The sequence below is a fragment of the Blautia parvula genome (genome assembly GCF_020215665.1).
Lineage (GTDB): Bacteria > Bacillota > Clostridia > Lachnospirales > Lachnospiraceae > Blautia > Blautia celeris.
The window spans coordinates 1,488,999-1,512,170 of the sequence record NZ_CP084061.1; the positions used below are offsets into that span (position 1 = coordinate 1,488,999).

Here is a 23,172-nt window from a genome sequence, read left to right on the forward strand (position 1 = left end):
AGGGCACTGGATGACCGTTCACTTTAATTCAAGATACCAGTACCTATTTTGTTTAGAGATATCATCATCCTTCGGATAATCCCTGTAATACTTTCGGCCTATTTCAAAGTCAACAGGTTTACTGAATATTGGTCCGTCAAATACAAAAGAATGATACTCCCCGTTTTCACCACAGATATCTGCATTGGGCGGCAGATCATGTATAAAACTTTCATCAATGATCCTCCCGACAAAAGTTTCATCTAACACCGAGCCGTCAACACATGTGACAATGCTTTTAAATCCCTGCTTTATAAATTCATAAAGCAGTTCTCTCGTGTCCATTCCCCATAGCGGAAACTCTGCCCGAATACCTTGTAATCTGCAGTTATCCTCTCTGCGCTTTCTCAATTCCTCCAAATACAGGTCGCCAAACAGAGCTGCTGCAATATTTTGATCTTTGAATCGCTCCATCTGCCTGTTCATAGCAAATCGAAATTCTTCCTCCGGAGCTGCCAAATCATACTCCAATACCGACAACGGGATCCCAATGGCATCCGCCTGCCTTCTCAGTAAATCAATGCTTATCTCATGCATTGCTATTTTGGATTCTTCCTTTTTGATGATGGTAAACAATGACCGAATATCATATTTTCCATATTTCTCTGCATAATACAGAGCCATTGCTGAATCTTTTCCACTGCTCCAATTAAAATATGCGTTTATCATATGCACCTCTGCAGGCTGAAATTCAGATGAATATACAGCCTTTATCCTGTAAAATCTTTATAATCTAATCCAAGTATTTCACTCGACAGATTGAAATCTGCTGTCTACAAATTATGTCCGGCGAATAAACTCTAACTCCAGACAATTCCAATCCTCGTCAAGAATATGATAAATCTCAGGTTTTAAAAGAAATACATCCTGAAATCCAGCCGCTTTGTAACAATAATAAGCCGGTTCATTATTCTCAAATACTCCAAGTGTTACCTTTTCTGCTTTTAAAATATCAAAGGCGTACTGCAAGGCTGCTTTCAGCATTTCTTTTCCGTATCCTTTTCCCCTTTTACTGTCATCTACAATTACAAATCCGAAGCGAAGTTCTTTTTTATCGCCATCCGTATACCGCATAATCAAATGTCCTGTTATACCTGTCTCATCAAAAGCAGTCATCTCAAAAAAGGAATCGGAAAATGCATATTGCTCATAATAATCATTCAAATCTTCTGCGGTAATAGGGTATGTTTTTAATCTGTCTGCACACCACTTCCTAAAAGCCACTTCATCTTTTATCCATTTAACAATATACTCTGCATCACATTTTTTATATGGTCTTAATCCCAACATATTCCTTCACCTCACTTAATGGATCATTCAAATCATATTACTATCATTCAAACAGGCTCCAGTTTCCTATAGCTTTCTAAAATCATATTCCAATTGCATATCCCGCGTATCGCTTTGGAATAATTCCTCATTTATTTCCATAGCTTCTTTACACCCAATAGCATAATAAAAAGCTATTGTTTCTTCTGATGAACCGGCACATATATAAAACTTTTCTGCCCCATTTTCTTTAGACTTATCAGCCGCCATAAAAAATAACCTTTTCCCGATACCCTTATTTCGAAAATTCTTTGATATATAAAGTTGATCAAGCAGGACATATTTATATTTTTCACCGAAAACAAGACTGTTTGCACTACAATATCCCACAAGACGCATATCATGGAATGCCCCCAGCACCACCCCTCCGGAATTGACCGTTTCTATTAATTTACTTAAGTGAGCATCAAACCCATTGGGAAGGTCCGGTTCGTAATAGTCTATTTTTACAAGCTGTCTTTTACCATCAACTTCGCGCCATGCCTGGCCAATATATTGAGAAGCATCTATTTCTCTTATTTTTAAACATTCCGATATATCTAATCTGCGATATTTTATATTCATAGCTGCCTCTCACCCCCATTATTAAATACAGAAACCCTGATTCCTTTCGACAGACTGGAAATTAAGGGCCTGTTTACAGCATCCCGCCAAGATGGCCTTTGCTGAAGCCAAGTACATCTCTGTAAAACCCAAAAGACTCCTAAAGGTCCTCACGATCATTGTTGAATACTATACTGATATCCTCATACTATAAATCCTGTTTTTTTGCCAAATTCTCATTTGTATCATCATACCATAATCCGGAAGAAAAAGCATTATAGTTTGTCAGTCACTAAATATCCCGGCTATATGCCCAATTATATGTCTGCAACAGTTCAGACAGGTCTGCACATTTACCGTGATGACCATTCGGCCCATGACGAAGCCTTTATATTCCGAATTCATCAAAAAGCTTCTTCTGATATTCCCGGTCTGTTACAGCTCTCCTGATTTCTTCATAAATCTCCTTTTGACCCGGCTGCCGCAATAATACTTCAATTAACTGATTCACCCGCATTTCTCCCTGTTCAATACCCTGTTCTTCTCTTTCCACCAGCATTTCCTCAATTGCAGTACACATATTCACCTCTCCCTTCTCATTTTCTTTTAAATCTTTCAAAGCAGGAACATTCAGAAACTTTGATACCAGCCAGCCCCTTTTGGCATCCAGATGCATGAACTCCTCCCTTCTGGTCTTCAGAAATTCTTTCATCCCTTCTTTATCCTTCAGAAGCGGAAGCAGTTCAAAGACCTCCCGAAGTCCGGTCCTGAAATGACTGCTCTCCACCGTACCGCTGCATACCAGGTTGACCCGGTAATCCTGGATACACGCTGCCCACGGTTCCAGCTCCGGCGGAATATCCAGCATATCATGAAGATACAGCGGCCCATCCCAGCTCTGTTCCTCCCCATAATAAAATACAATCGTGATCACCGGCAGCAGCCTGTCTTCCCTCTTCATTCCGGATAGATACTCTGCTCCCTTTTCCAGCTTTCCCTCCTCTCTTCTCTTTTTTACCATACGCTCTACCTGCCTTGTATAATCCATTGCATCATAGAGCATACACCGGACCGGCATGGCATAATGTACATTCCTCTGCCCTTCTGCGGCCAATACAACTGCCAGGCAGCTCTCCCGAAGCCCAGACAGTTTCTGCACATCCCGGATTCTTCTGAGTATTACCCGCCTTCCGCCTTCCTTTCCTACACGCATAACTTTCTTTTCGTTTTCCTGCTCCAGCATATCCGGCCTGATAATCTGATTTCCCCCAAACAAGGCACCATTAAATAAATCTGCAAAGATTTCGTTATCTGACAGTACCTCATAGATCTCGTCATCCATGGCTGTCAGTACAATTCCTTTCATAGACCTCCTCCCCGGACAAAAAGTAAAAGGCAGACCACCAGACCACAGGATATCTGTATCCCATACCAACAATATAAACCAAAACACAGTTTATATCAACTTTTACTTTGCATCATACTGCAGTTTCTGCCGTTTTTCTCTTTCGTCCGACAATATACAATTTTATACTTTCTGGATTTTTCGGCAGACCTGCCGCAGATTAAATGAAATGCTCTCCAGATAAACCGATTATACCTTCCTCCCTCCGCACTGTCAATCCCGTAAAATTTCACAAATAAAAACACCCGGGCTTCTCCCTGCCCAGCAACACGCTTTCTCGATGCGCAGACAGGGAGCATTTTTCCGTATCATGCTGGCTGCCCGGAGATTTTCTTGCTTTCGGTCTGAAAATATTACATGGGACAGCAGCGCATGAACCATAATGTATCGTTGCATTCTGTCATTTTACGCGCTTTTTTCCTGTACCAAAATCCGATTTTGTATGGTATACTTTTTGATATGATGTGTGAAAAAACATCGGAATAAGAGGTTAGGGAAATATGGAAGATAAATACGCACTGCTGATTGACGCAGATAACGTCTCAGCCAAATACATCAAGCCAATTCTGGATGAACTCTCCAAATACGGAAATGTAACATACAAGAGAATCTACGGTGACTGGACAAGCACTTATAATTCAAGCTGGAAAGAAGTCCTGCTGGAAAATTCCATCACACCGATTCAGCAGTTCAGCTATACCCACGGAAAAAATGCCACAGACTCCGCCATGATCATTGATGCCATGGACATGCTGTACACCAGCGAATTGGAGGGCTTCTGCCTGGTTTCCAGCGACAGCGATTTTACAAAACTGGCAAGCCGCCTGAGGGAAAGCGGTAAAAATGTCATCGGTATGGGTGAGGACAAGACACCATCCTCTTTTAGAAAAGCCTGTGATATTTTTACGGTACTGGAACTTCTCCTTGAGGATAACGCCATAGAAAAAGAGGAAAAACCCACAATCCACGCAATGGAAAAAGGTGCAAAACAGATCAGTGCGGATGTAGTCTCCAAAACACAGATTGAGGAAGCTGTTGTCAAGATCATAACAGAGAATCAGAACAACGACAAGATAACAGGTCTTGGTGAGGTAGGCAGCCGCCTGGTGAAATTATATCCCGATTTTGATGTGAGACGCTACGGATACAGCCTTCTTTCCAAATTCCTGGAGTCCTTTCCCAAATTAAAGCTGCAGCAGGAAGGAACTCAAGTATCAGTCACCCTCTATGAAGACAAGAGCAAAAAAGAGATGCTGGAGGAATACGCGGTCCAGCTTGTTAAAAATGCGGGCCGCCAGGGTGTCCCTCTTGGTACCCTCAGCAATAAGATCCGCAACCGATTCGGAGATTTCAAAGTGCGGGATTACGGTTTCTCCCAGTTCAAACAGTATATACAGAGTTTTCCGGAAATCCATATCCGGGAGGATGGAGAACAGAACTGGGCGGTCTATGATGCTTGAGTGCCATTCTTTTTATAAATATTTATACGGGTATATGGAGTGTAGTGCTCCACATACCCGTATCTTATGTAGCCCTATGTTATGCAAAAATCACTGCTGTTCTTGTTCTGTAGTTCGGACAGATGTTTTAAGCGTTACCGCTCGATGAGGTTAAAATCTGTTTCCAGATATCCATGCAGAACATCCAGATAGTTCTCTCCATATCTCTCCGCAAATTTTTCATCCACATTTTTTATAATCTCTTCCCCATCTGTAAAAACTGTACGCACATATTCCCCAAATGTTTTGTAATAATGACCACAGTGGTAGTCCCAGTCCTTCTTCGCATCTCCGGAGACCGGCACGCTGTTGTCAAGAGCGGCATTTTTAAACACAAGGCGGCAGCACGGTGCATTGTGGAGCACACTTTTCTGTTCAAACAACAGCTCAGGATTAAAGCCTCTGACAATCCCCCTGTCTATCTCTTTACAGTATACAAGGCCGCATTCCGCAAGATCCATCTCCCAAAAGGTATCATGCCATGCACAGCTGTAAACCCGTGTCTCCGCGTCAGGATACTCCCCGACCATCTCCGTTTTGCCCGGAATGGTGGCATATATCTCCCCATATGCCATGTATGTATTATAATCCAGAGGCATTTTATCCCGCATAGCCCTGAGAGCCATACGGTGTCCCCGCTGTTCCGCTGTTTTCTGGACAGCTTTTATAAAACATTCCACCCCTGCCGGGCCTTTGGCCGCTTTCATCTCCCTATAAAACGAACCGATCAAAAACGCATGTACTTTCTCATTAAAAACACAGCCTTCCGTCATATGATAAATCCTCCCCTGTTCTTAAAAATGTTCCAATGAGGCCAGATTTTTAATCGGTATACGTGTTTTTCCATGCCTGTCAGAGGGCTGGGGCGTCTCGTCACTATAACCCACTGCAAGTATATTAACAGGTTCCAGATTCTCAGGGATACCAAATTCTTTTCGCAGGACATCCGGCTTAAAATAACAGATCCAGACACTTCCAAGCCCTAAATCCGCTGCCTGCAGCATCATGTGGTCTGTCAGGATGGAAGCGTCAATATCACAGGTCTGTTTCTGATCAAAAGGACGAACCCATGCTTTGTCGTGGTCTGCACAGACCACAATGACAAGCGGTGCATGGTAAACATTTGCAGCCTTTGACAATTTTTCAAGACCTTCTTCCTCCTGTATCACCAGCAGCCGGACAGGCTGCAGATTGGCTGCTGTGGGTGCCGCATGGGCAGCCTCCAATATCTTTTCTAATTTTTCCTGCTCCACCTTCTTTCCATTATAGGAGCGTACAGAGTATCTCTTTTTTGCCAGTTCTGAAAATTCCATATAATTTCTTCCTTTCTCTTTCGATTTTTTATTGTCTATGCTATAATCTTACCACTGATTTTATTTTTAGCAAGAACGCACTTTTCTGGTATATAGTACCCAAAAAGTAACCATCCCCCCACGCATGATCTCTGCTGTGGAAAATACGAAAAAGAAAGGAACATCAAAATGAAAGTATGCAGCGACACTTACACCTGCCCTGTGGAGGCAACCATTCATCTGATCGGCGGAAAATATAAGGCAGTCATCCTCTGGCATCTGAGGGATCAGGTGCTCAGGTTCAGCGAACTGCACCGGCTTATCCCAAAAGCTACAACCAAGATGCTGACACAGCAGCTCAGGGAACTGGAAAGCGACGGCCTGATCAGCCGTACGGTTTACCCGGTTGTGCCTCCAAAAACAGAGTACGCACTGACGGAATTCGGCAAAACGCTTCTTCCTGTGTTGGAGTCTATGTGCGACTGGGGGCGCAGAATCTGCCCCTCCTAAAACAACTCATCCCAAAAATCAAGCTGGAATTCTCTCATCTTTTCCCGCAGCAGAGACATTTCTCTGTCATTCAGCACTGCAGTTTCCCGCAGTTCATTTTCGGTACATGACAGGATGTCCGTAACATACTCAATCCTGTGGTTTTTCAGTTTATCTGTCAGCTTTCTGCCAAGCCCCATCTCTTCTACATGGTTCGGCATTCTGCTTTTGGTTTCTTTACTCTTTTTGAGGAATTTACTCCGACCTGTTTCAATCATACCCTGCTCCCTCCGGTTTTCTGTCCTTCCTGCGGCTGCTTACTTACTACATAATAAGAATTATGTGGTAAAAAAAGATTATCTTCTAAAGGAATCTTATGAGAGGTGCAGCAGAATATGCCGTCTTTTCTTTTAAGCCTGCTTTTATCTGCCTGCAGGCTTCTTTTTGATATGTTTAAGACTTGGTAATTACAGATAATTTCTATACTCCGCTGTCCAAAAAAGACAAACCGAGTATATTTTGTTGACATTTTTTACCATATGTATTAAAATTTCTATAAACCAGATGCATTAACATTTATCTCAACTACATAATTCTTATTATGTTGTGTTAATGCTTTCCCTTATGGAACGATCAAATCCAACTGTTCTATCATTCCCTGAAATTTCTTCAGTGTATCCGCGGTATAAATCCTCGTCACTTCAAGACTGCTGTGTCCCAGAACATCCGCTAATGCGGCAAGGTTATTTGTGACCTTATAAAAAGAGCGCGCAAAGAGATGGCGCAGATTGTGTGGGAATACTTTCTTTGGCTTGATCCCTGCCTGTTCCGCTAATACTTTCATCTCTGTCCATATGTTGCTCCTGTCCTTTGGCTTTCCGCTTCTGGTAATGAAGACAGGACCTGACTTGATTCCCTGTTTTCCGGCGTAGCACAAAAGCTTCTTCCGCAGGCTCTCCGGAATTAGGACAATCCTTGTCTTTCCCTTGTTACAGACTTCCAGACGGCCGTCCTGAAGATTTTTCACTGTCAGATATTTCAGCTCGCTGACCCTGACCCCTGTGGCACAGATGGCCTCCAGTATCAGGGCAAGCTGGCTCTTCTCCTTCTTTCTTGCTGTCTCTACCAGTTTCCGGTATTCCGTCTTTGTCATTTCTTTTTCTGAATCCAGAAACATGCGCTTCTGCACTTTATAACTTTTTACTTTCAGCTCAGGAAAACACAGGTAATCCAAAAAGGAGTTGACTGCTGCCAGCATAGAATTGGCGCTGCTTACTGCGTACTGCTGTCTCAGCCACTCTTTATATTCCAGAAGACGGATTCTGTGGACCTGTCTGTCCGTTCCCAGGTATTCCAAAAACGTCTTTAAATCCGTGGAATATTTTCTGATGGTTGCCGCTGTCTTTTCCTGGCTGTATAAGTGATAAGAAAATTCTTCGATCAATTCTGTCTTCATGGTAAAGGTGATTTCTTTCTGCATTGGCAGGCCTCCTGTGGGTATGGTTTTCTTCCACTATTATAGCTTTTGAGGAGAATAACGCAATCGCTGCGGAGGAATTACCATAATTTACCAGACTTCTCTCTTTCCTCTCTCATTTTCCCCATCCACACACTCACTGATTTCCTGTACTGAAGAGGCGACATCTCCATAATAGACCGGAACTGTCTCAGGAACGTATTTTCGCTTTCATACCCGCATTTTACAGCAATCTCCGCCACGCTGTCTGTACCTGTTTCCAGCAGGGAGGCTGCCCGGCAGATGCGGACCGTGTTGATGTATTTATTCAGGTTATGCCCGCAGCAGCGTCTGAATTCTTTGCTGATCGTAGTCGGATGAAGATAAAAGCGGCTGCTCAGTGTCTTAAGCGTGAGCCGCTCCTGAAAATGAGTATCAATATACTCTTTTATTTCCCGCATAGCCTTATCCGCGGCTGTCGATGCTTCCGGGTTCCTCTCCATCCGGAAGGTTCTGAATAGAAGAACGGCTGTCTGGGTCAGGATTCCCCTCTGCATCTGTGTGCGGAACTCCTTTGTCCCCCGTTCTTCCTCCGCCAAATCCTGGAGCAGGCACACAAGTTTTTCAAATGTCTTTGGATCGACACGTTTATAATTCCGAACGAATGATTCCGGTGACGGTGTGGAAAATATTTTCTGCATATCTTTATCCGGAATCATACCTTTTAGATAAGCTGGTTTTACTGTCAGCCCATATCTCTGATAAGGAGGATTCGTAATCACGCTCCTGTGGTATTCCATGGCGCCTATGACCAGAATATCATAAGGCGCCACATGATATTTTTTCCCTGAAATATAATAATCCGCTTCTCCTGTCTCCACCAAAAGGATTTCACATGTATTATGTATATGGGACATTCTGAGCCTGTCATAGCCGCAGGTTCTTGAGACATTATAACAGTCCTCACAGATAGCCCGGAAATGTTCAAGCTCCTCATAATCATTTACCCGAATCTGCATCTTTTCACCTCTATTTTGCTTTCGTTTTTCACTTTACCGATAATACATTATACCCTTTATTCTAAATCTTGAAAACACCTGGCTAAAAAATGGTGATTTTATACCAAATAATATCAACAATCTCCTGCAGAAAAATGTTATGCTTTCAGCAATAAATAACAAAGCGCATCTGCCGGATTTTAGAAACTGCCATAGAGTCCTTTTTTTCATCCGGCAGAGTAAGCAAAAATATGGAGGTAATTATGAAAGACATCACAATCCGAAATATCAGAACCTTTATCACCGCACCGCAAAAGGTCAATCTCGTAGTCGTGAAGGTGGAAACTTCAGAGCCTGAATTATACGGTATCGGCTGCGCCACTTTTACCTGGCGATGCAAAGCAGTTGTCACTGCCGTGGAGGAATATTTAAAACCCATGCTGGTGGGAAAGTCTGTCCACAATATTGAAGATATCTGGCAGTCCATGATGGGCAGCTCCTACTGGCGCGGCGGCCCGGTGCTCAACAATGCGCTGTCCGGCGTGGATGAAGCACTCTGGGACATAAAGGGCAAGCTGGCGGGCATGCCCCTCTACAGCCTGTTCGGAGGCAAATGCCGGGAGGGAATCGCGGTATACCGCCACGCGGACGGAACCACCATGGATCAGGTTGAGGATAAAATAAACGAATACATGGAACAGGGCTACCGCTACATCCGCTGCCACCTGGGCCTGTACGGCGGAAACGCAGGGGGCAGTATGCAGACCATGATCCGTCCAGAAAACGCACCTGCAGGCGCTTACTATCATCCGAAAACCTATATGCAGAGTGTGGTAAAGATGTTTGAGCAGATCCGAAGGGATTTCGGATGGGACCTGGAAATCATGCATGATGTGCACGAACGGCTTTCCCCGGCAGATACCCTGAACTTTGCCAAAGAATTGGAGCCTTATAAACTGTTCTTCCTTGAAGATGCCCTTCCGCCGGAACAGGCCGGTTACTTTAAAATAATCAGGGAACAGACCTCTGTACCACTGGCAATGGGAGAACTTTTCACCAGCCCTGTCGAGTGGAAAACTATTGTACAGAACCAGTGGATTGATTTTATACGCGTTCATGTAAGCGATATCGGAGGGCTTACCCCTGCCAGAAAGCTGGCGCATTTCTGCGAGGCCTTTGGTGTGCGCACGGCCTTTCACGGCCCCAACGACCTGTCGCCTGTGGGAATGGCGGCACAGATGCACCTGGATCTGTCCTGCGCAAACTTTGGCATTCAGGAGTTCTGCGGATTCTGCGAAGCGGAAAAGGCAATTTTTCCGGGATGTCCGGAGATTAGAAACGGATATGCCTATATCAGTGACCGCCCGGGAATCGGAATTGATTTTGATGAAAAGGAAGCCGCAAAATACCCATATACGGATATGGATTTCGGCTGGCTTTTCTCACGCCTGCCGGACGGCACTGCTGTCCGCCCATAGTCTGCTGTAAGTTTTTCCGGTTACGCCTCCAGGTCTATTTTAGATAAAACTACTTATGGGTATCACAAAGCGCAGCACTTTGTGATACCCATAGAACTATTTCTGTAACGATTCCTTTAGCTGAATCGTTGCCTACTTCTTATCGTACGGTTTTACCTCCACAGACTTTTTATCAAAATCAATAAAAAGCTGGTACGCGTATCCATCCTCACTGGTATCCCAGATCTCCACATATCCCGGCGATACTTCTATTAGGATTTCTGTATCCTCATGGCTGTATTTATTATAGCTCTCCCACAGATATTTTTTGTATCCCTCCTCAAATCTCCTTCCCGGTTCCTCCACCACCAGGCCTTTATTTCTCGCAGTTCCCTCTACCTGAACGCCGCTCCAGCACATGGCCACCCTGGGGTTTTCCAGAAGCTGTTTTGTCTTTCTGAAATTTTTGTCCGTTTTAAAATAAATCTTGTCATCGTAAAAAAGGCAGCTTACATTCCTTACCATGACATAGTCGTTAAGGCTTGAGGCCAGTGCCATAATCTTGCTGTTCCCCAGCATCTCAAACATGCGCCCTACAGCCTCCTCATAACTGATGGATTTGTCCAGTGTGAATTTCATTTTTTTATCCCCCTTTATTTTTCTACAACACTTTTGATCACTCTGCTTAACCTTTTATATAACAGAAATGTCAGGACTGATGTCACTCCGTACTTTATCAGATTGAACGGCAGGATTCCTAAGACTGCCATGGAAAAAGCATTTTTCATGGCCGGATTTACTGCACTGCACATGGAAATGATCTCCTCCATGGTCATGCCGAACAACCGCACATAAAACGGAATGATCAGATACAGGTTCGTAAAGATCGCCACAACTCCAACCAGCACTGTGCTGACGCCCATACCTACCAATGCGGTCTTCTTCGTCTTATGTCTGTGATAGATCAGCAGCGCAGGCATGACATAGCAGCAGCTTAAAATAAAATTCTGTAACTCACCGGTTCCCAGAGAAAAGCTGCCCTGCATGACAAGCTGCAGCAGTATTTTGACCACAATGATCATAAGTGCTGCCCCGGGGCCGAACATAAATCCCCCCAGCATCTCCATCAGCCCCGACAGATCAAAGGACATAAATGGCGGCATAAAAGGAAGCGGAAACCTGAGAAGCATAAGAACAGCGCTCACTGCCCCCATAAGGCCGATGAAAGCAATCTTTTTCACCCGCATTTTAGCGCCGGTCCCGGCCCTCATACCCTTGTCAAAAGCTGCATTGGTTGTTTCGTTTGTCTGGTTCATAGTTTGTATCCTCCTTCAAAAAAATGAGCCCGGAACAAAAAATATGCTCCGGGCGTAGTTTCACAGAAAATGTCTTTTCTCATCCGGACTATACCGTCGGTGCTGGAATTCCCCTCTTCTATTAAGGAGTCACCAGCTCAGCCGCCAAAAGCGGGTCATGGACTATACCATCGGTAGGGACTTACACCCTGCCACAAAGACTTCAATATTCATTTTTTGAAATCAGAAATGCAGTAAACATCATCTGTTGTATCTGATTATATACCATAGTCTTCCATATGTAAACAAAAACAGGAAATAAAATGTTCATATCTCTTCCATACAGATTTTTCTTAACTCCTCCTCCTTTTTCCGATAAAGCAGAGCTTCACTATATTGAAAATACGCATCACTTCCATTGCTGTTTATAAATTCCATGGCTCTTTCGCTTTTGGATAGTCCGGTTACAAAGAGCACCATCTCCTGCTCCTCACCAAAAGCATCCGCCAGAAACTGAAATGCATGTTCCAGATTTTCTCCCGCCTGTTTTACGATTTTTTGCCTCTTTTTCACTTCCTGCCCGAAAAGCTCCCGTACACAGGCCATACCCTCTTCTTTATCCGCAATATGTCTCTCCTTCAGATATACAGCAAAGGACTCCAGCCGTCCCACTGCCCACGCCTGTACTGCTGCCTCTTTTCCGGTAATCTTCTCCTCCAGTATCCGCTGTTCCAGTTCTCTTCTTCTGTTCTCCGCAAAAGTCTGAAGCACCTGCATATCTGCACTGTCATGCAAAATCTTCTTAAAATCATCCAGCGCCTCGTAGAGAGCACAGACATTCCCGTCTGCCCTGATATATGTAGCAAAGGACTGATCCAAATAGGCAAGCAGAAGGCCGGCCACTGTAAATCTCTCCTCAAAAGCAGCCTGGCGGGCCATATCCCTCCGCTTATCATAGTCCTCCTTTGACAAAGTACCTGCCGCTATTTCCGGAATGGCATAATCAGTCCCGTATTTTTGGTACAACCGGTAATACACGGCAAAGTCCCTGGCGATTTCCTCTTTCTGCAGATACTGGATCACCAGTTTCTCCGTGACAGGTATCTGAAATCTCTCATAGCTTTTCAATATTTCAGATAGATCCTCCCATCCTCTTGCAGTCACAAAAAATTTACCGTCCACCGTATTTTCCACAAGATAAAAATTTTCTTTCCTGATATTCAGATAGGAAAGCACAGCCCCGTGTATCTGCTGTGACCAGGCGTATTCCATCCAGACATCACAGTCCACTTCAATATCAATTTTCCTGACCCGGTCAAGCGTGACAATGTCAAATTCTCGGACCGATTTATTGTATTCCGGAGGATTTCCCGCTGCCGCGATCAGCCAGCCTTCCGGCACTTTATGACTTCCAAATGTCTTGTTCTGCAGGAACTGCAGCATGGTGGGTGCCAGGGTTTCGGATACGCAGTTGATTTCATCAATAAACAGAATCCCCTCTTTTTTTCCCGTGCGCTCCATGCACTCATAGACAGAAGCTATGATCTCACTGAGGGTATACTCTGTTACACTCACAGACCGGCCCTGGTATATTCTGTTTTTGATACTCGGCAGCCCCACAGCACTCTGCCTCGTATGATGTGTAATGGTATAAGAGACCAGACCCACACCGCACTCCTCTGCCACCTGCTCCATGACAGCGGTCTTGCCGATGCCCGGCGGTCCCATGAGCAGTATGGGCCTCTGCCTGACCATAGGAAATACATAATTGCCCTGTTCGTCCTTCTCATGATAGGCCTTCAGTGTACTGCTGATCTCCATCTTTGCCTCTTTGATGTTCATTTCTTCCTCCTTGTAGGGTATAAATTCATATCCGGGAATCCCCGGCTCTCTTCTTTTCATGAGATACCACCAGCTTCATGGCCCATGGCGGCACTCTGTCCATACCGGCACCTTCCTCCAAAAAGACGAATGCTGTCTCATACGCAGGCCTGCACTTCGGATAAATCCCATCGCCGTCTGTAAAATAAACCAGTGCTTTTAACTGCCTGATCACTCTCTTCTCCTTCTGCTCTGCCACATACTGAAATACAGGCCGAAAATCCGTCCCGCCCCGTCCCTGAATTTTTATCTCCCTGCTGTATGCTTTCCACTCCTCCTCCGAATGGATGACCACCGCTTCCTGTATCCTGCAGTCACACTGAACAAGGTGCACTTTCATCTTTTTGAAAAAATTCTCCCGCTCACTGAGTATACTGTAGGTCTCTGCCAGAAACTGCTGCACCGTCTCCCTGGAACATGACCCCGATGTATCCACAGCGATCACCAGCTCCTCCAGACGATTTACCTCTTTGTATTCCAAGGGTTCTATAAGCGGCATATCTCCGTAATGCTCCATCCCGAAATGATACATAATATAATCAAAACTCTCGGTATCAAGCTCCACTTCTTCCCTGGGGACAGCAAATTTTTTCAGGAATTTCCTGTAATCATAACGGCTTTTCCCGACGGTCACTGTCTCCTCCTCACCGTCACCTTCCCGGGTTCCTGTTTTCTGTTTCTTCTGATGCCTGTTTTGTCCTGTGTAGGCCAGAATCTTCTCCCACTTGCTTTTTGTCCTGGCTGTCCTCTCTGCATCCTGCTGCGCCGTCCAGAGACTGTGGTCATCAAAACAAAAGGCAGTCTGCATCTCCTCCAGACTGTCCGAAAATACGCCCTGCACCAGCATCCGGCAGATTCTCTCCGCGGAAAGGCTGCGCCCTCCCAGTTTTTCCAAACATCTCTTTCTGACCGGATGGTCCGGCAGGCGAAGCCCCGGCAGCGCCTCCCTCTCAATCACTTGTTCCACGGAAATATCACAGGCCAGATTCCAGATATCCTGCCTCTGCTCCTTGTTGGAAAACAGATGCAGGTACAAACAGTGCAGCATCATGTGCAGATATCCCCTGCGGATTACCTCCGGATTATTCCCGTAGCCTACCAGCAGAAATACAGGGTCAAAATAAAATACATTTCCCTCCGTACCGATTCCCTTTACCCCTTTGCCTGCCTCATATGAGACGCTGGCAAAGGCGCCGTCCAGATATGGGAAATAACTGTAAAGCTCATTTCTGCAGTTTTTCAGGATCTCCACTCCCAGAGCTGCTTTTTCTTCGTTTGATCTCATTTTCTTTACCCTATGACATATTTGTATTTTTCCGGTAATGATATCTCCGGGGTTCCCGGAATATCTACGGCCGGATGTTTTCTATTGTCATTATAATTATATAAGAAAGCTCTTTTCCGTATATCCGTACTTCTTATCTTTCAAATGCATCAGCCACACAAGAGAGGTGGTCTTCTGACGCTCTCGTGCTGTCCGGATGAAGATTTCCAACTGCTCCTCCCGAAACCAGCCCAGGCTTTCCAGATACGCCATTTTTTCCACCGCATCCTCCTCGATCAGCTCCTGCACTGCGGGCACGATCCAATCTTGTATACAGCGTCCAAAATCATCTCTCTGCTCCTTTGAAACGCCGCCTTTCAGAAAGAAGCCGCGAAGAGCCACGGCCAGACGTACGGCATTCTTTTTCGTCTCCCTGTATTTCCGGTACAGCTTTTCTCCTTCCTCCCAAGGGTCATCTCTCTTCTGTCTCTCCAGAGCCTGTACTACCACTTCCACATCTTTCCGGAAGTCACTTATCTCTCCCATGGTATTCCTCCGCGTTACGATTGCCAAATATTGTTAAACATCTATTTTAAATATACCACACCCCCTCTGTGTCAGGCAATCCAAACGCCCAAAGAATTCCCGGCGGAATCTATTTTTTCCTGAAATCCTTTTGGAAACATGACCGGACGGACTGGCGTATGTTTCTGCTCAGTGGATTTATCGGCCTGTGTATCAGCGGGATAAATAACCTTTTTACCTACGAAACCGACTTTCTTCTGCAGTGTATTGTGGGAATGCTGATTGTCCTGCTCTGTGAACGCATTTTCATCTGCCGATGGAATATTGTGGAGGGACCGGGCCTGTCTGCCATGTGTATTCTGCCGGATGACTGAATTTGATATTTCATCCTCAAACACAGGGAGGAAAAGCCTTACTATCAGATATTCGGGAAAACGCTGACCACCTATGAAAAAGGGACTGAAGACCGCTTCGTCGAAAAAACCACACTTTATACCAAAAACATCTTCTCATCTTCCATTCTGATATACTAAAAACACATGGTTTATAAGCTTTATGTCCCTTTTTACCACATGGAGTCATCTTACGATAAAAAGCACACATTTTACCAAAATAAAGACACCGGAAAGAAAAGAATCTCTGTTATAATATAACCACAATTTATCAGCGGACAGTATCATCCGCATGACCGTAACCGACAAAAAGAAAAAATTAGGAGGACACATTATGACAAAGTATACCCTGCACGACATCCACATTGATCCGGAAAAGACCTGGCTTATGGACTTTGATGAATACTACGGAGGGAAGAAAACCTACTCCAAATACCTGATTGAACCTTATGGGCCATACCAGCACAATGAACTGCTGGACACTGTTTACGTGGACCCCAACCATGAAATGTGCTACCACGAACATACCCGCGGTGTGGAAACCTTTCTGGTGGACGGCGGCTCTGTGCTGACGGAAATCTGCGGCAAAAAAGCAGTGTGCACCAAAGGTGATATCGTACATATCTCAGCCTATACCCCACATAAATTTACCTGGATCGATGCGGGAACCATATGGAGGGAGCTGTTCCAGGAAACCCAGATGGGGGAAGACTGTATTGCCAATCTGCGTTTTAAAGAATATAATAAAACTGAATTCGACATGGCAAAGGACGGACAGAGCACAGACAGCCTCTACTATACCTATACCCCTGTCACAGAGGAGGTTCCAAAGGAACAGATTTACCAGATCCGCCCGTACAACAGCGGCCTGTGTATCTACAGATTCGAGGGCTGCGAGCTGAGGCAGAAGGTAGCCCGCTGGGAGACAAAGGGACACAAGGAGATCTGGCAGCTCTGCATGGAGCCCGGTTTCCAGTTGAGCTGGAGTGCCCAGAATCCTTTCTACAGTCTGTTTATTGTGCAGGAGGGATCTGTGGAGGTCCGCATTGACGGCATGGAGAAGTTTACAGCAAAAGAACGTGACGTGCTGCACATTCCTACCCACCTCTCAGGCGAGATCACAGCACCCGACGGCGCCGTACTTTTTGACTATAACTGTGAAGGCTTCGGTCTTCGTGCCATCGAGGAACTGTATTCCCTGTATGCAGCCGACCCGGAAAAGGCAGAATCTGAAGCTGAGAATATTCTTTCCAAACATAAATGTTATGTACGCGGACGTCTCATAAAATAACAGGCAGCATAAACAGGCCGGAACCGGGAAGATTTCCCGGAGTTCCGGCCGTTTAGTTATGCTGAAAACCAAATGAAAAAAGGAGATGGAAAAACAGGCATATGAAAATATTAGTTTACGGCAGTAGAGAATTTAAAGCAGGCTTTATGAAGGCACAAAGCCAGTGCGGTCACCAGGTTCTGTTCACCGACCGTCTTCCGTCTGCGGAAGATGCCATATCTTTCTCCCCGGATGCAGTGATCCTGATGGTCCAGAGGCCGGCATCCCGCATACAGGACTGCCTGGCTGTGCTCTATGAATCCTGCTCTGCGCGCCGTTTTCTGCTGTTTGAACCGCATCCGAACGGAAATTGCTTTTTTGCAGAAACCACGCAGCAGGATGATTCCCTGCACGATTTCTTCCGCGAAGCAGCCGGATGGAAACACACCATACCGCTGCAGTATCCGGCACAGAGCTGGCAGCTCCGCTTTCCGGATGCCTTTGAAAACCTGCAGCGCAGAGAAGCCATGAAGACGATGCTGTACGGTGTCACCCAGGAAGAATTTGAAAAATACAGGAGGCAGTACCGTCTCCACATAAACACTTCGGATTTTTATCTTTTTATGTGGGAGCTTGACAAAACCGTGTTGGTTGACTATCCGGTAAACAAATCCATCCATTATTTTCTGCACGCTCTGCGCCTGGAGGATTTCAGTATGATACTGGAAGAAAACCAGGGAGGGGAAATCGTATTTTCTGATATTTCCTTTGCCTATATCCTTGTAAATGCTTCCCATCCTTCCTGCATCCGTACAAGAAGGCAGCAGGCAGACCATTTTGCCCTGGAATTTTCCAAAGCTGCCGGACAGATTTCCTCCCACTGTTTTATCAGTGACCTTTTACTGGGACCGGAAGATATCAGCCGCGGACATCAGGATTTTAAACGGACCTGCGCATACCGCTTTTTCTGCCGGGAAGCAGTGGCAATTTCCAATGATTATATCAAATCCCATCAGCGTTGGTTTAGCAGAGATGAGATTCAGAACACCATTGATGCCATTGAACATTATCTCAGCTTTGATATCAGCAGCAAGGAGCTTCCGGAGTTGATCCGGCGTCTGTATCTCAAGATTGTAAAGCCCAGTATGAGCTATAAGCTGTATTACCTGGTAAGTGAATCCATTCTGAAATCTCTGAAAAGTGAACTGTCCGTCAAACTGCTGATGGAGACTATAGACAGCCCCTGGCTTGTTCTGACCACGCAGTTAGGCACCATAGAGGAAAGCTGTACCCGTGTCCTGGACTGCATCCATACTCTGGCAAAACAGCAGGTAAAGACACACAATATCAGCAACCGTGTCGTCCGCCAGGTGCTCCGTTATATGGAAGAGCACTATGCAGATCCCCTGTCTGTAAGCGATATTGCCAGAGACTTTAATGTAAGCCCTTCTTATCTGAGCCAGTGTTTTAAAAAAGAAACAGGCGCAAGTATGAAACATTATCTGACCATGCTGCGCATGCAGCAGGCAAAAAAGCTTCTTCTCACAACAGACGATTCCGTAAGTTCCATCGCCATAGCGGTTGGCTATGACGATTACCGCCAGTTTTCCAAAATGTTCAAAGTCTATACAGGCGTAACGCCGGTGCAGTGCAGGAAAGGGGTCATGTGATGGCATCCCCCTTACCTGCCATCTCTCATAAGAAGCCATACAGGTTCTCTGTAAACACCTCTTTATCAGCCAGGCTGACCGGCTTTATCTTCCCCTCCCCGGGCGGACCGAACTGGAGACAAATGTCCAGGTTTTCTGTCCCGCGGTCGTCCCCAAAACGGCCGTCCGATATCAAAGAGGCATGCATCTATTGTCAATTCTTTTACAACATTTTCTCCCCCTGCATAGTCCGAAACATAAATTTTCTTCCCTCCGTTGAACAAAATGGTTACGGTTTCCATTAGAAACTCCAATTTTTCTCTTCTATCCTCCTCCTCGCTTTTTTCAGTACCAAGATTTGTGTCAGACCTGAAAAAACCGTCTTTATATCCCCAAGTATCCCGGAGCCAGATTGTATTCTGGCACCTGTTCAAGAAATCCGAATTTTCTCACTTCCACAGGGATATCTACATCCAGATATACTTTGAAAATATGGGATATGCTCTCACTGTTATATGGAAAGACGTTTGTCTGATATCAATTGACACTTCCGCGAAGGAAGTGACAAAACGGTTATGTAACTGGGAAGATGTAAGAAAAATTTCAATCCACACTTCTGCGAAGGAAGTGACGGGAATGCTCCATCAAATAGTAATGGGTGAGCATGATTTCAATCCACACTTTCGCGAAGGAAATGACCGGGCGGATAATCACGGACCGGCATGTCATTGGGATTTCAATCCACACTTCCGCGAAGGAAGTGACGCAAGGAAAGGAGGAGCGGCAGCAGGAAGCAAAAATTCCAATCCACACTTCCGCGAAGGAAGTGACTTGAACAAGCATCAGCTTGAATTGAATGTAGGAATTTCAATCCACACTTCCGCGAAGGAAGTGACCCTTTGTTGTAGCTTTTCCCTGCTTCCATTGATAATTTCAATCCACACTTCCGCGAAGGAAGTGACTTGAACAAGCATCAGCTTGAATTGAATGTAGGAATTTCAATCCACACTTCCGCGAAGGAAGTGACCCTTTGTTGTAGCTTTTCCCTGCTTCCATTGATAATTTCAATCCACACTTCCGCGAAGGAAGTGACCACCGACATCGGCAAGAAGGCACTGTAATATGATATTTCAATCCACACTTCCGCGAAGGAAGTGACCTCCAGCTCATTTGCACAATAAACCGGGTTGGAAAATTTCAATCCACACTTCCGCGAAGGAAGTGACGACTGTTCGCCAGAGCGAGAGCGCCTCCGGAATATTTCAATCCACACTTCCGCGAAGGAAGTGACGCCGGTGCCCAGAATGGACTTGATTTTTCAGGAATTTCAATCCACACTTCCGCGAAGGAAGTGACACCAACCGCCTTACATATCTCTCTTACTGACGGTATTTCAATCCACACTTCCGCGAAGGAAGTGACTATTTGATTTTGCCGATAGAGAATACGGCATGAAATTTCAATCCACACTTCCGCGAAGGAAGTGACGCAGGAGCACAAAACGGATTAGATTATTCGGGAATTTCAATCCACACTTCCGCGAAGGAAGTGACTGTATGGCAAGCGCATTCTCACTTCCTGACCTGATTTCAATCCACACTTCCGCGAAGGAAGTGACACAGTAGCTGTTCCGGCGGTTTTTCCTGCGCATATTTCAATCCACACTTCCGCGAAGGAAGTGACTCTTTCCTTTGCTCAAATCTTCGAGATATACAAATTTCAATCCACACTTCCGCGAAGGAAGTGACTTAAAACCATCCAACCCATACGCAAATGTACCAAATTTCAATCCACACTTCCGCGAAGGAAGTGACCGAAGTATATGCCTATAGATCAGAAGATGTATACGGAATTTCAATCCACACTTCCGCGAAGGAAGTGACTTTGGAATAGTTGCATAAAGGAGGGAATAATTGAAGATTTCAATCCACACTTCCGCGAAGGAAGTGACTGTTCTGCCGATGGCGCTTATGCTCCTGTTACAGAATTTCAATCCACACTTCCGCGAAGGAAGTGACGAACAAATGTTTGCATTTATGTATTAATTATACATTTCAATCCACACTTCCGCGAAGGAAGTGACATACGGGGTACACCTTAATAGAGGTCGAAAGGATATTTCAATCCACACTTCCGCGAAGGAAGTGACACAGCCTTGGTAAGGCCTTGTTACTCCTTGTAATATTTCAATCCACACTTCCGCGAAGGAAGTGACGCCGATCCGAGATCCAGGATATAAACAATGCAGTGTATTTCAATCCACACTTCCGCGAAGGAAGTGACGATTTCCAGGTTGCTGGCAGAAACCACATCATAGAATTTCAATCCACACTTCCGCGAAGGAAGTGACCCGGTTGACCCGGTAGAGTAATCGTATATGAGCAATTTCAATCCACACTTCCGCGAAGGAAGTGACACAGGTAACGGAAAGGGCGGAGACAGCACTTGAATTTCAATCCACACTTCCGCGAAGGAAGTGACCCTAGGTGGTAACGGGACAATCACCCACATGAGGATTTCAATCCACACTTCCGCGAAGGAAGTGACTCTTACGGTAACATCCCGTTTGTTGATTTGGGAGCATTTCAATCCACACTTCCGCGAAGGAAGTGACGCCCTGGTGGGAAGCACCACAGAGTACAATACCGATTTCAATCCACACTTCCGCGAAGGAAGTGACACAACACAAAAGCCTCTGCCTCCTCCAGCAAAAGATTTCAATCCACACTTCCGCGAAGGAAGTGACATGTCAGTAAGCAATACTGTTAAGACAGATAACGATTTCAATCCACACTTCCGCGAAGGAAGTGACCCTCTTCCTCTGTTTGGCAGCAGAAATCATCATATTTCAATCCACACTTCCGCGAAGGAAGTGACTTGTTGCTGTTTTGCTCACTGAGCTCATTAACCTTGATTTCAATCCACACTTCCGCGAAGGAAGTGACAGCAAACATGCACAATATTCCCAATAAATATTGTTTCTTTCTACCAAATTTTAACCCTTTTTGATTAATAATGCAACCTTTCCTACAAATATATCTTAAAAAAATCACTCCATCATCAATTTTTAACCATTTTTTCAAGTGCGAATCTCCCCGGCAAACTATGTTCACTCCACATTCGCACTTTATAAAATAAGCTTAGTAATCATCTTCTGAACAAATATTATATCATCTGCATTTTCTACAAAAAATTCAAGGCCGATTTTTATCACAATCCCTCTCAATCCCACTGTTTCCAGCCTTTTATTTCCCCATTATTTATCATAAGAAATATCATAATGTCCAAATCCAATGGTAGCACCTTTTCCTACCCGCAGATACTTACCCGCTTCCAAAATTGGCACAAAACCAGATAGATCCCCTTCATATAAAATCCAGCCAGTCCTGGATGAAAGTTTTAACTTTCCATCTTTCTGATTCATAGAATACCTGATGAACGGAACTTCTCTCCAATACTCATCTAAAGTCTTGATTTTCCTGGCCTGGTTCAGAAGTTCCTCCTCTTTCCATTCTAATTGAAAATCGGTGTAAGCCTTTGTCAACAGCGATATTCTGCGGATAAGAAACTGTATAAACGTATCAAAGGGAAGTTTATCAAATAGTTTATCCCCTGATACGATTCTAAGCGGTGTATCAAAAAAAAGGCTTGCATAAGAGGCATTTCGTCCTGTCGTCTGAAGCGGCTTTGGAGAAAGATTGCGAAACCAGCATTTTCCCCCTGCATAGATCACATTGCCCGAATCTGAGTCGATAACCTGCATCAAACGAAAGGACAGCCTTGCCGCCCCCCATCCCCTTTTCTCTGCTGCCTGCAGTGCATCCAAATATATGCCTGCTCTTTCTGTTCCACTGCCAAGCAGAGTAAGGTCAAATACACATAAATCTCCTTTCTTCCATCTTTCTCTGCCTTCTCCATGTACATATAACACATATGGATTCACTGCACCTGCTTCTCCACCCGTATTGCTAAAACATTGCACATAGAGACAATTATCCTTTTTCTCACACTGAAAACATCTTTTATCAGGAAAATCACAGCAAAAATCCCGGATGCAATGGCCTAAAATTCCTCTTATTGTAGATCCCAAATATGAAGGCAGCCTTCCTTCTTCCTGACATTCATATGTTGCACGCAATGTTAATATTTTTATGAACTCGAACATATATCCTCCCTGACCTGACTATGATTTATTTTATTACATTATATCCTATATTTTTCCAAATAAAAACCTCTTTTCATTTCATCAAGTCATAATATATTAGCCACTTCAATCATAAAAATAAAATAAATCACCATAATCTGTAGCGCTGCCCTCCATTGGCTTAGATATACCAAAAGCCCTCCCTTAATCGTCCCTATACCCGGCTGCAAAAACAATCTCTTTAT

Annotated in this window: 21 protein-coding genes, 1 CRISPR repeat array and 1 riboswitch; of the genes, 6 read left to right on the forward strand and 15 right to left on the reverse strand. The window is 44.8% G+C overall.

The window, feature by feature from the left end; genetic code table 11:
- Positions 1 to 18: 18 nt before the first annotated feature.
- The 4 genes from LC508_RS07070 to LC508_RS07085 all read right to left on the reverse strand — a co-directional run bounded on the left by LC508_RS07070 (position 19) and on the right by LC508_RS07085 (position 3,277).
- Positions 19 to 708 (reverse strand): Dph6-related ATP pyrophosphatase, encoded by a 690-nt coding sequence (locus LC508_RS07070; protein WP_054353779.1) that lies wholly within the window; start codon positions 706 to 708, stop codon positions 19 to 21.
- 111 nt (positions 709 to 819) lie between these two features.
- Positions 820 to 1,329, reverse strand: a complete 510-nt coding sequence (locus LC508_RS07075) for a GNAT family N-acetyltransferase (protein WP_103733132.1) — start codon at positions 1,327 to 1,329, stop codon at positions 820 to 822.
- A 66-nt stretch (positions 1,330 to 1,395) separates the two neighbouring features.
- On the reverse strand, positions 1,396 to 1,932 hold the full coding sequence (locus tag LC508_RS07080) for a GNAT family N-acetyltransferase (RefSeq protein ID WP_033140570.1): 537 nt from the start codon (positions 1,930 to 1,932) through the stop codon (positions 1,396 to 1,398).
- Positions 1,933 to 2,299: 367 nt separating this feature from the next.
- On the reverse strand, positions 2,300 to 3,277 hold the full coding sequence (locus LC508_RS07085) for a hypothetical protein (protein WP_225305335.1): 978 nt from the start codon (positions 3,275 to 3,277) through the stop codon (positions 2,300 to 2,302).
- A gap of 539 nt (positions 3,278 to 3,816) precedes the next feature.
- Between LC508_RS07085 and LC508_RS07090 the strand changes: the two genes are divergently transcribed.
- Complete coding sequence (locus tag LC508_RS07090) at positions 3,817 to 4,776, forward strand: NYN domain-containing protein (protein WP_033143769.1); 960 nt, start codon at positions 3,817 to 3,819, stop codon at positions 4,774 to 4,776.
- Between the two features lie 134 nt (positions 4,777 to 4,910).
- Here LC508_RS07090 and LC508_RS07095 read toward each other — a convergent pair whose 3' ends face one another.
- Together LC508_RS07095 and LC508_RS07100 are read right to left on the reverse strand one after the other, a co-directional pair.
- A complete protein-coding gene (locus LC508_RS07095; protein WP_103733137.1) occupies positions 4,911 to 5,588 on the reverse strand; it encodes an L-2-amino-thiazoline-4-carboxylic acid hydrolase in 678 nt (225 codons plus the stop codon).
- 21 nt (positions 5,589 to 5,609) lie between these two features.
- Positions 5,610 to 6,128, reverse strand: a complete 519-nt coding sequence (locus LC508_RS07100) for a nitroreductase family protein (RefSeq protein ID WP_054353801.1) — start codon at positions 6,126 to 6,128, stop codon at positions 5,610 to 5,612.
- Positions 6,129 to 6,296: 168 nt separating this feature from the next.
- On the opposite strand from LC508_RS07100, the gene LC508_RS07105 reads away from it, so the two are divergent.
- The gene (locus tag LC508_RS07105) at positions 6,297 to 6,617 is read left to right on the forward strand and encodes a winged helix-turn-helix transcriptional regulator (protein WP_103731961.1); all 321 of its coding nucleotides are present in this window, start codon (positions 6,297 to 6,299) and stop codon (positions 6,615 to 6,617) included.
- Here the strand turns inward: LC508_RS07105 and LC508_RS07110 are convergent.
- The 3 genes from LC508_RS07110 to LC508_RS07120 form a co-directional block, all read right to left on the reverse strand.
- Entirely contained in the window at positions 6,614 to 6,874 is a 261-nt protein-coding gene (locus tag LC508_RS07110) for a hypothetical protein (protein ID WP_033143765.1), read from the reverse strand. The two genes, LC508_RS07105 and LC508_RS07110, sit on opposite strands and share 4 nt — an antisense overlap.
- A gap of 344 nt (positions 6,875 to 7,218) precedes the next feature.
- Positions 7,219 to 8,076, reverse strand: coding sequence for a tyrosine-type recombinase/integrase (locus LC508_RS07115; RefSeq protein ID WP_103731962.1), 858 nt, complete (start codon positions 8,074 to 8,076; stop codon positions 7,219 to 7,221).
- 77 nt (positions 8,077 to 8,153) lie between these two features.
- Positions 8,154 to 9,071 (reverse strand): helix-turn-helix domain-containing protein, encoded by a 918-nt coding sequence (locus LC508_RS07120; RefSeq protein WP_103731963.1) that lies wholly within the window; start codon positions 9,069 to 9,071, stop codon positions 8,154 to 8,156.
- Positions 9,072 to 9,313: 242 nt separating this feature from the next.
- On the opposite strand from LC508_RS07120, the gene LC508_RS07125 reads away from it, so the two are divergent.
- Positions 9,314 to 10,528 carry an enolase C-terminal domain-like protein gene (locus LC508_RS07125; protein ID WP_103731964.1) on the forward strand — a complete coding sequence of 405 codons (1,215 nt, stop codon included), beginning with the start codon at positions 9,314 to 9,316 and terminating at the stop codon, positions 10,526 to 10,528.
- Between the two features lie 132 nt (positions 10,529 to 10,660).
- Here LC508_RS07125 and LC508_RS07130 read toward each other — a convergent pair whose 3' ends face one another.
- The 5 genes from LC508_RS07130 to LC508_RS07150 all read right to left on the reverse strand — a co-directional run bounded on the left by LC508_RS07130 (position 10,661) and on the right by LC508_RS07150 (position 15,493).
- On the reverse strand, positions 10,661 to 11,146 hold the full coding sequence (locus tag LC508_RS07130; RefSeq protein ID WP_054353798.1) for a pyridoxamine 5'-phosphate oxidase family protein: 486 nt from the start codon (positions 11,144 to 11,146) through the stop codon (positions 10,661 to 10,663).
- Between the two features lie 14 nt (positions 11,147 to 11,160).
- On the reverse strand, positions 11,161 to 11,823 hold the full coding sequence (locus LC508_RS07135) for an ECF transporter S component (protein WP_103731965.1): 663 nt from the start codon (positions 11,821 to 11,823) through the stop codon (positions 11,161 to 11,163).
- A gap of 67 nt (positions 11,824 to 11,890) precedes the next feature.
- Positions 11,891 to 12,028: riboswitch (FMN riboswitch) on the reverse strand.
- A gap of 101 nt (positions 12,029 to 12,129) precedes the next feature.
- The gene (locus LC508_RS07140) at positions 12,130 to 13,644 is read right to left on the reverse strand and encodes an ATP-binding protein (RefSeq protein ID WP_103731970.1); all 1,515 of its coding nucleotides are present in this window, start codon (positions 13,642 to 13,644) and stop codon (positions 12,130 to 12,132) included.
- Positions 13,645 to 13,669: 25 nt separating this feature from the next.
- Positions 13,670 to 14,968 carry a vWA domain-containing protein gene (locus LC508_RS07145; RefSeq protein ID WP_118594204.1) on the reverse strand — a complete coding sequence of 433 codons (1,299 nt, stop codon included), beginning with the start codon at positions 14,966 to 14,968 and terminating at the stop codon, positions 13,670 to 13,672.
- A gap of 96 nt (positions 14,969 to 15,064) precedes the next feature.
- Positions 15,065 to 15,493 carry a hypothetical protein gene (locus tag LC508_RS07150; protein WP_054353797.1) on the reverse strand — a complete coding sequence of 143 codons (429 nt, stop codon included), beginning with the start codon at positions 15,491 to 15,493 and terminating at the stop codon, positions 15,065 to 15,067.
- A 158-nt stretch (positions 15,494 to 15,651) separates the two neighbouring features.
- On the opposite strand from LC508_RS07150, the gene LC508_RS07155 reads away from it, so the two are divergent.
- The 3 genes from LC508_RS07155 (at position 15,652) to LC508_RS07165 (ending at position 18,804) form a co-directional block, all read left to right on the forward strand.
- Positions 15,652 to 15,846 carry a hypothetical protein gene (locus LC508_RS07155; RefSeq protein ID WP_103731967.1) on the forward strand — a complete coding sequence of 65 codons (195 nt, stop codon included), beginning with the start codon at positions 15,652 to 15,654 and terminating at the stop codon, positions 15,844 to 15,846.
- Between the two features lie 352 nt (positions 15,847 to 16,198).
- On the forward strand, positions 16,199 to 17,155 hold the full coding sequence (locus LC508_RS07160) for a hypothetical protein (RefSeq protein ID WP_103731968.1): 957 nt from the start codon (positions 16,199 to 16,201) through the stop codon (positions 17,153 to 17,155).
- Between the two features lie 101 nt (positions 17,156 to 17,256).
- Positions 17,257 to 18,804 (forward strand): helix-turn-helix domain-containing protein, encoded by a 1,548-nt coding sequence (locus LC508_RS07165; protein ID WP_103731969.1) that lies wholly within the window; start codon positions 17,257 to 17,259, stop codon positions 18,802 to 18,804.
- Between the two features lie 513 nt (positions 18,805 to 19,317).
- A CRISPR array of direct repeats spans positions 19,318 to 21,728; the repeat unit is 32 nt; unit sequence ATTTCAATCCACACTTCCGCGAAGGAAGTGAC.
- Positions 21,729 to 22,039: 311 nt separating this feature from the next.
- On the opposite strand, the gene cas6 is transcribed toward LC508_RS07165, so the two are convergent.
- Positions 22,040 to 22,609, reverse strand: a complete 570-nt coding sequence (gene cas6 / locus LC508_RS07170) for a CRISPR system precrRNA processing endoribonuclease RAMP protein Cas6 (protein WP_225305336.1) — start codon at positions 22,607 to 22,609, stop codon at positions 22,040 to 22,042.
- Positions 22,610 to 23,172: the final 563 nt, after the last annotated feature.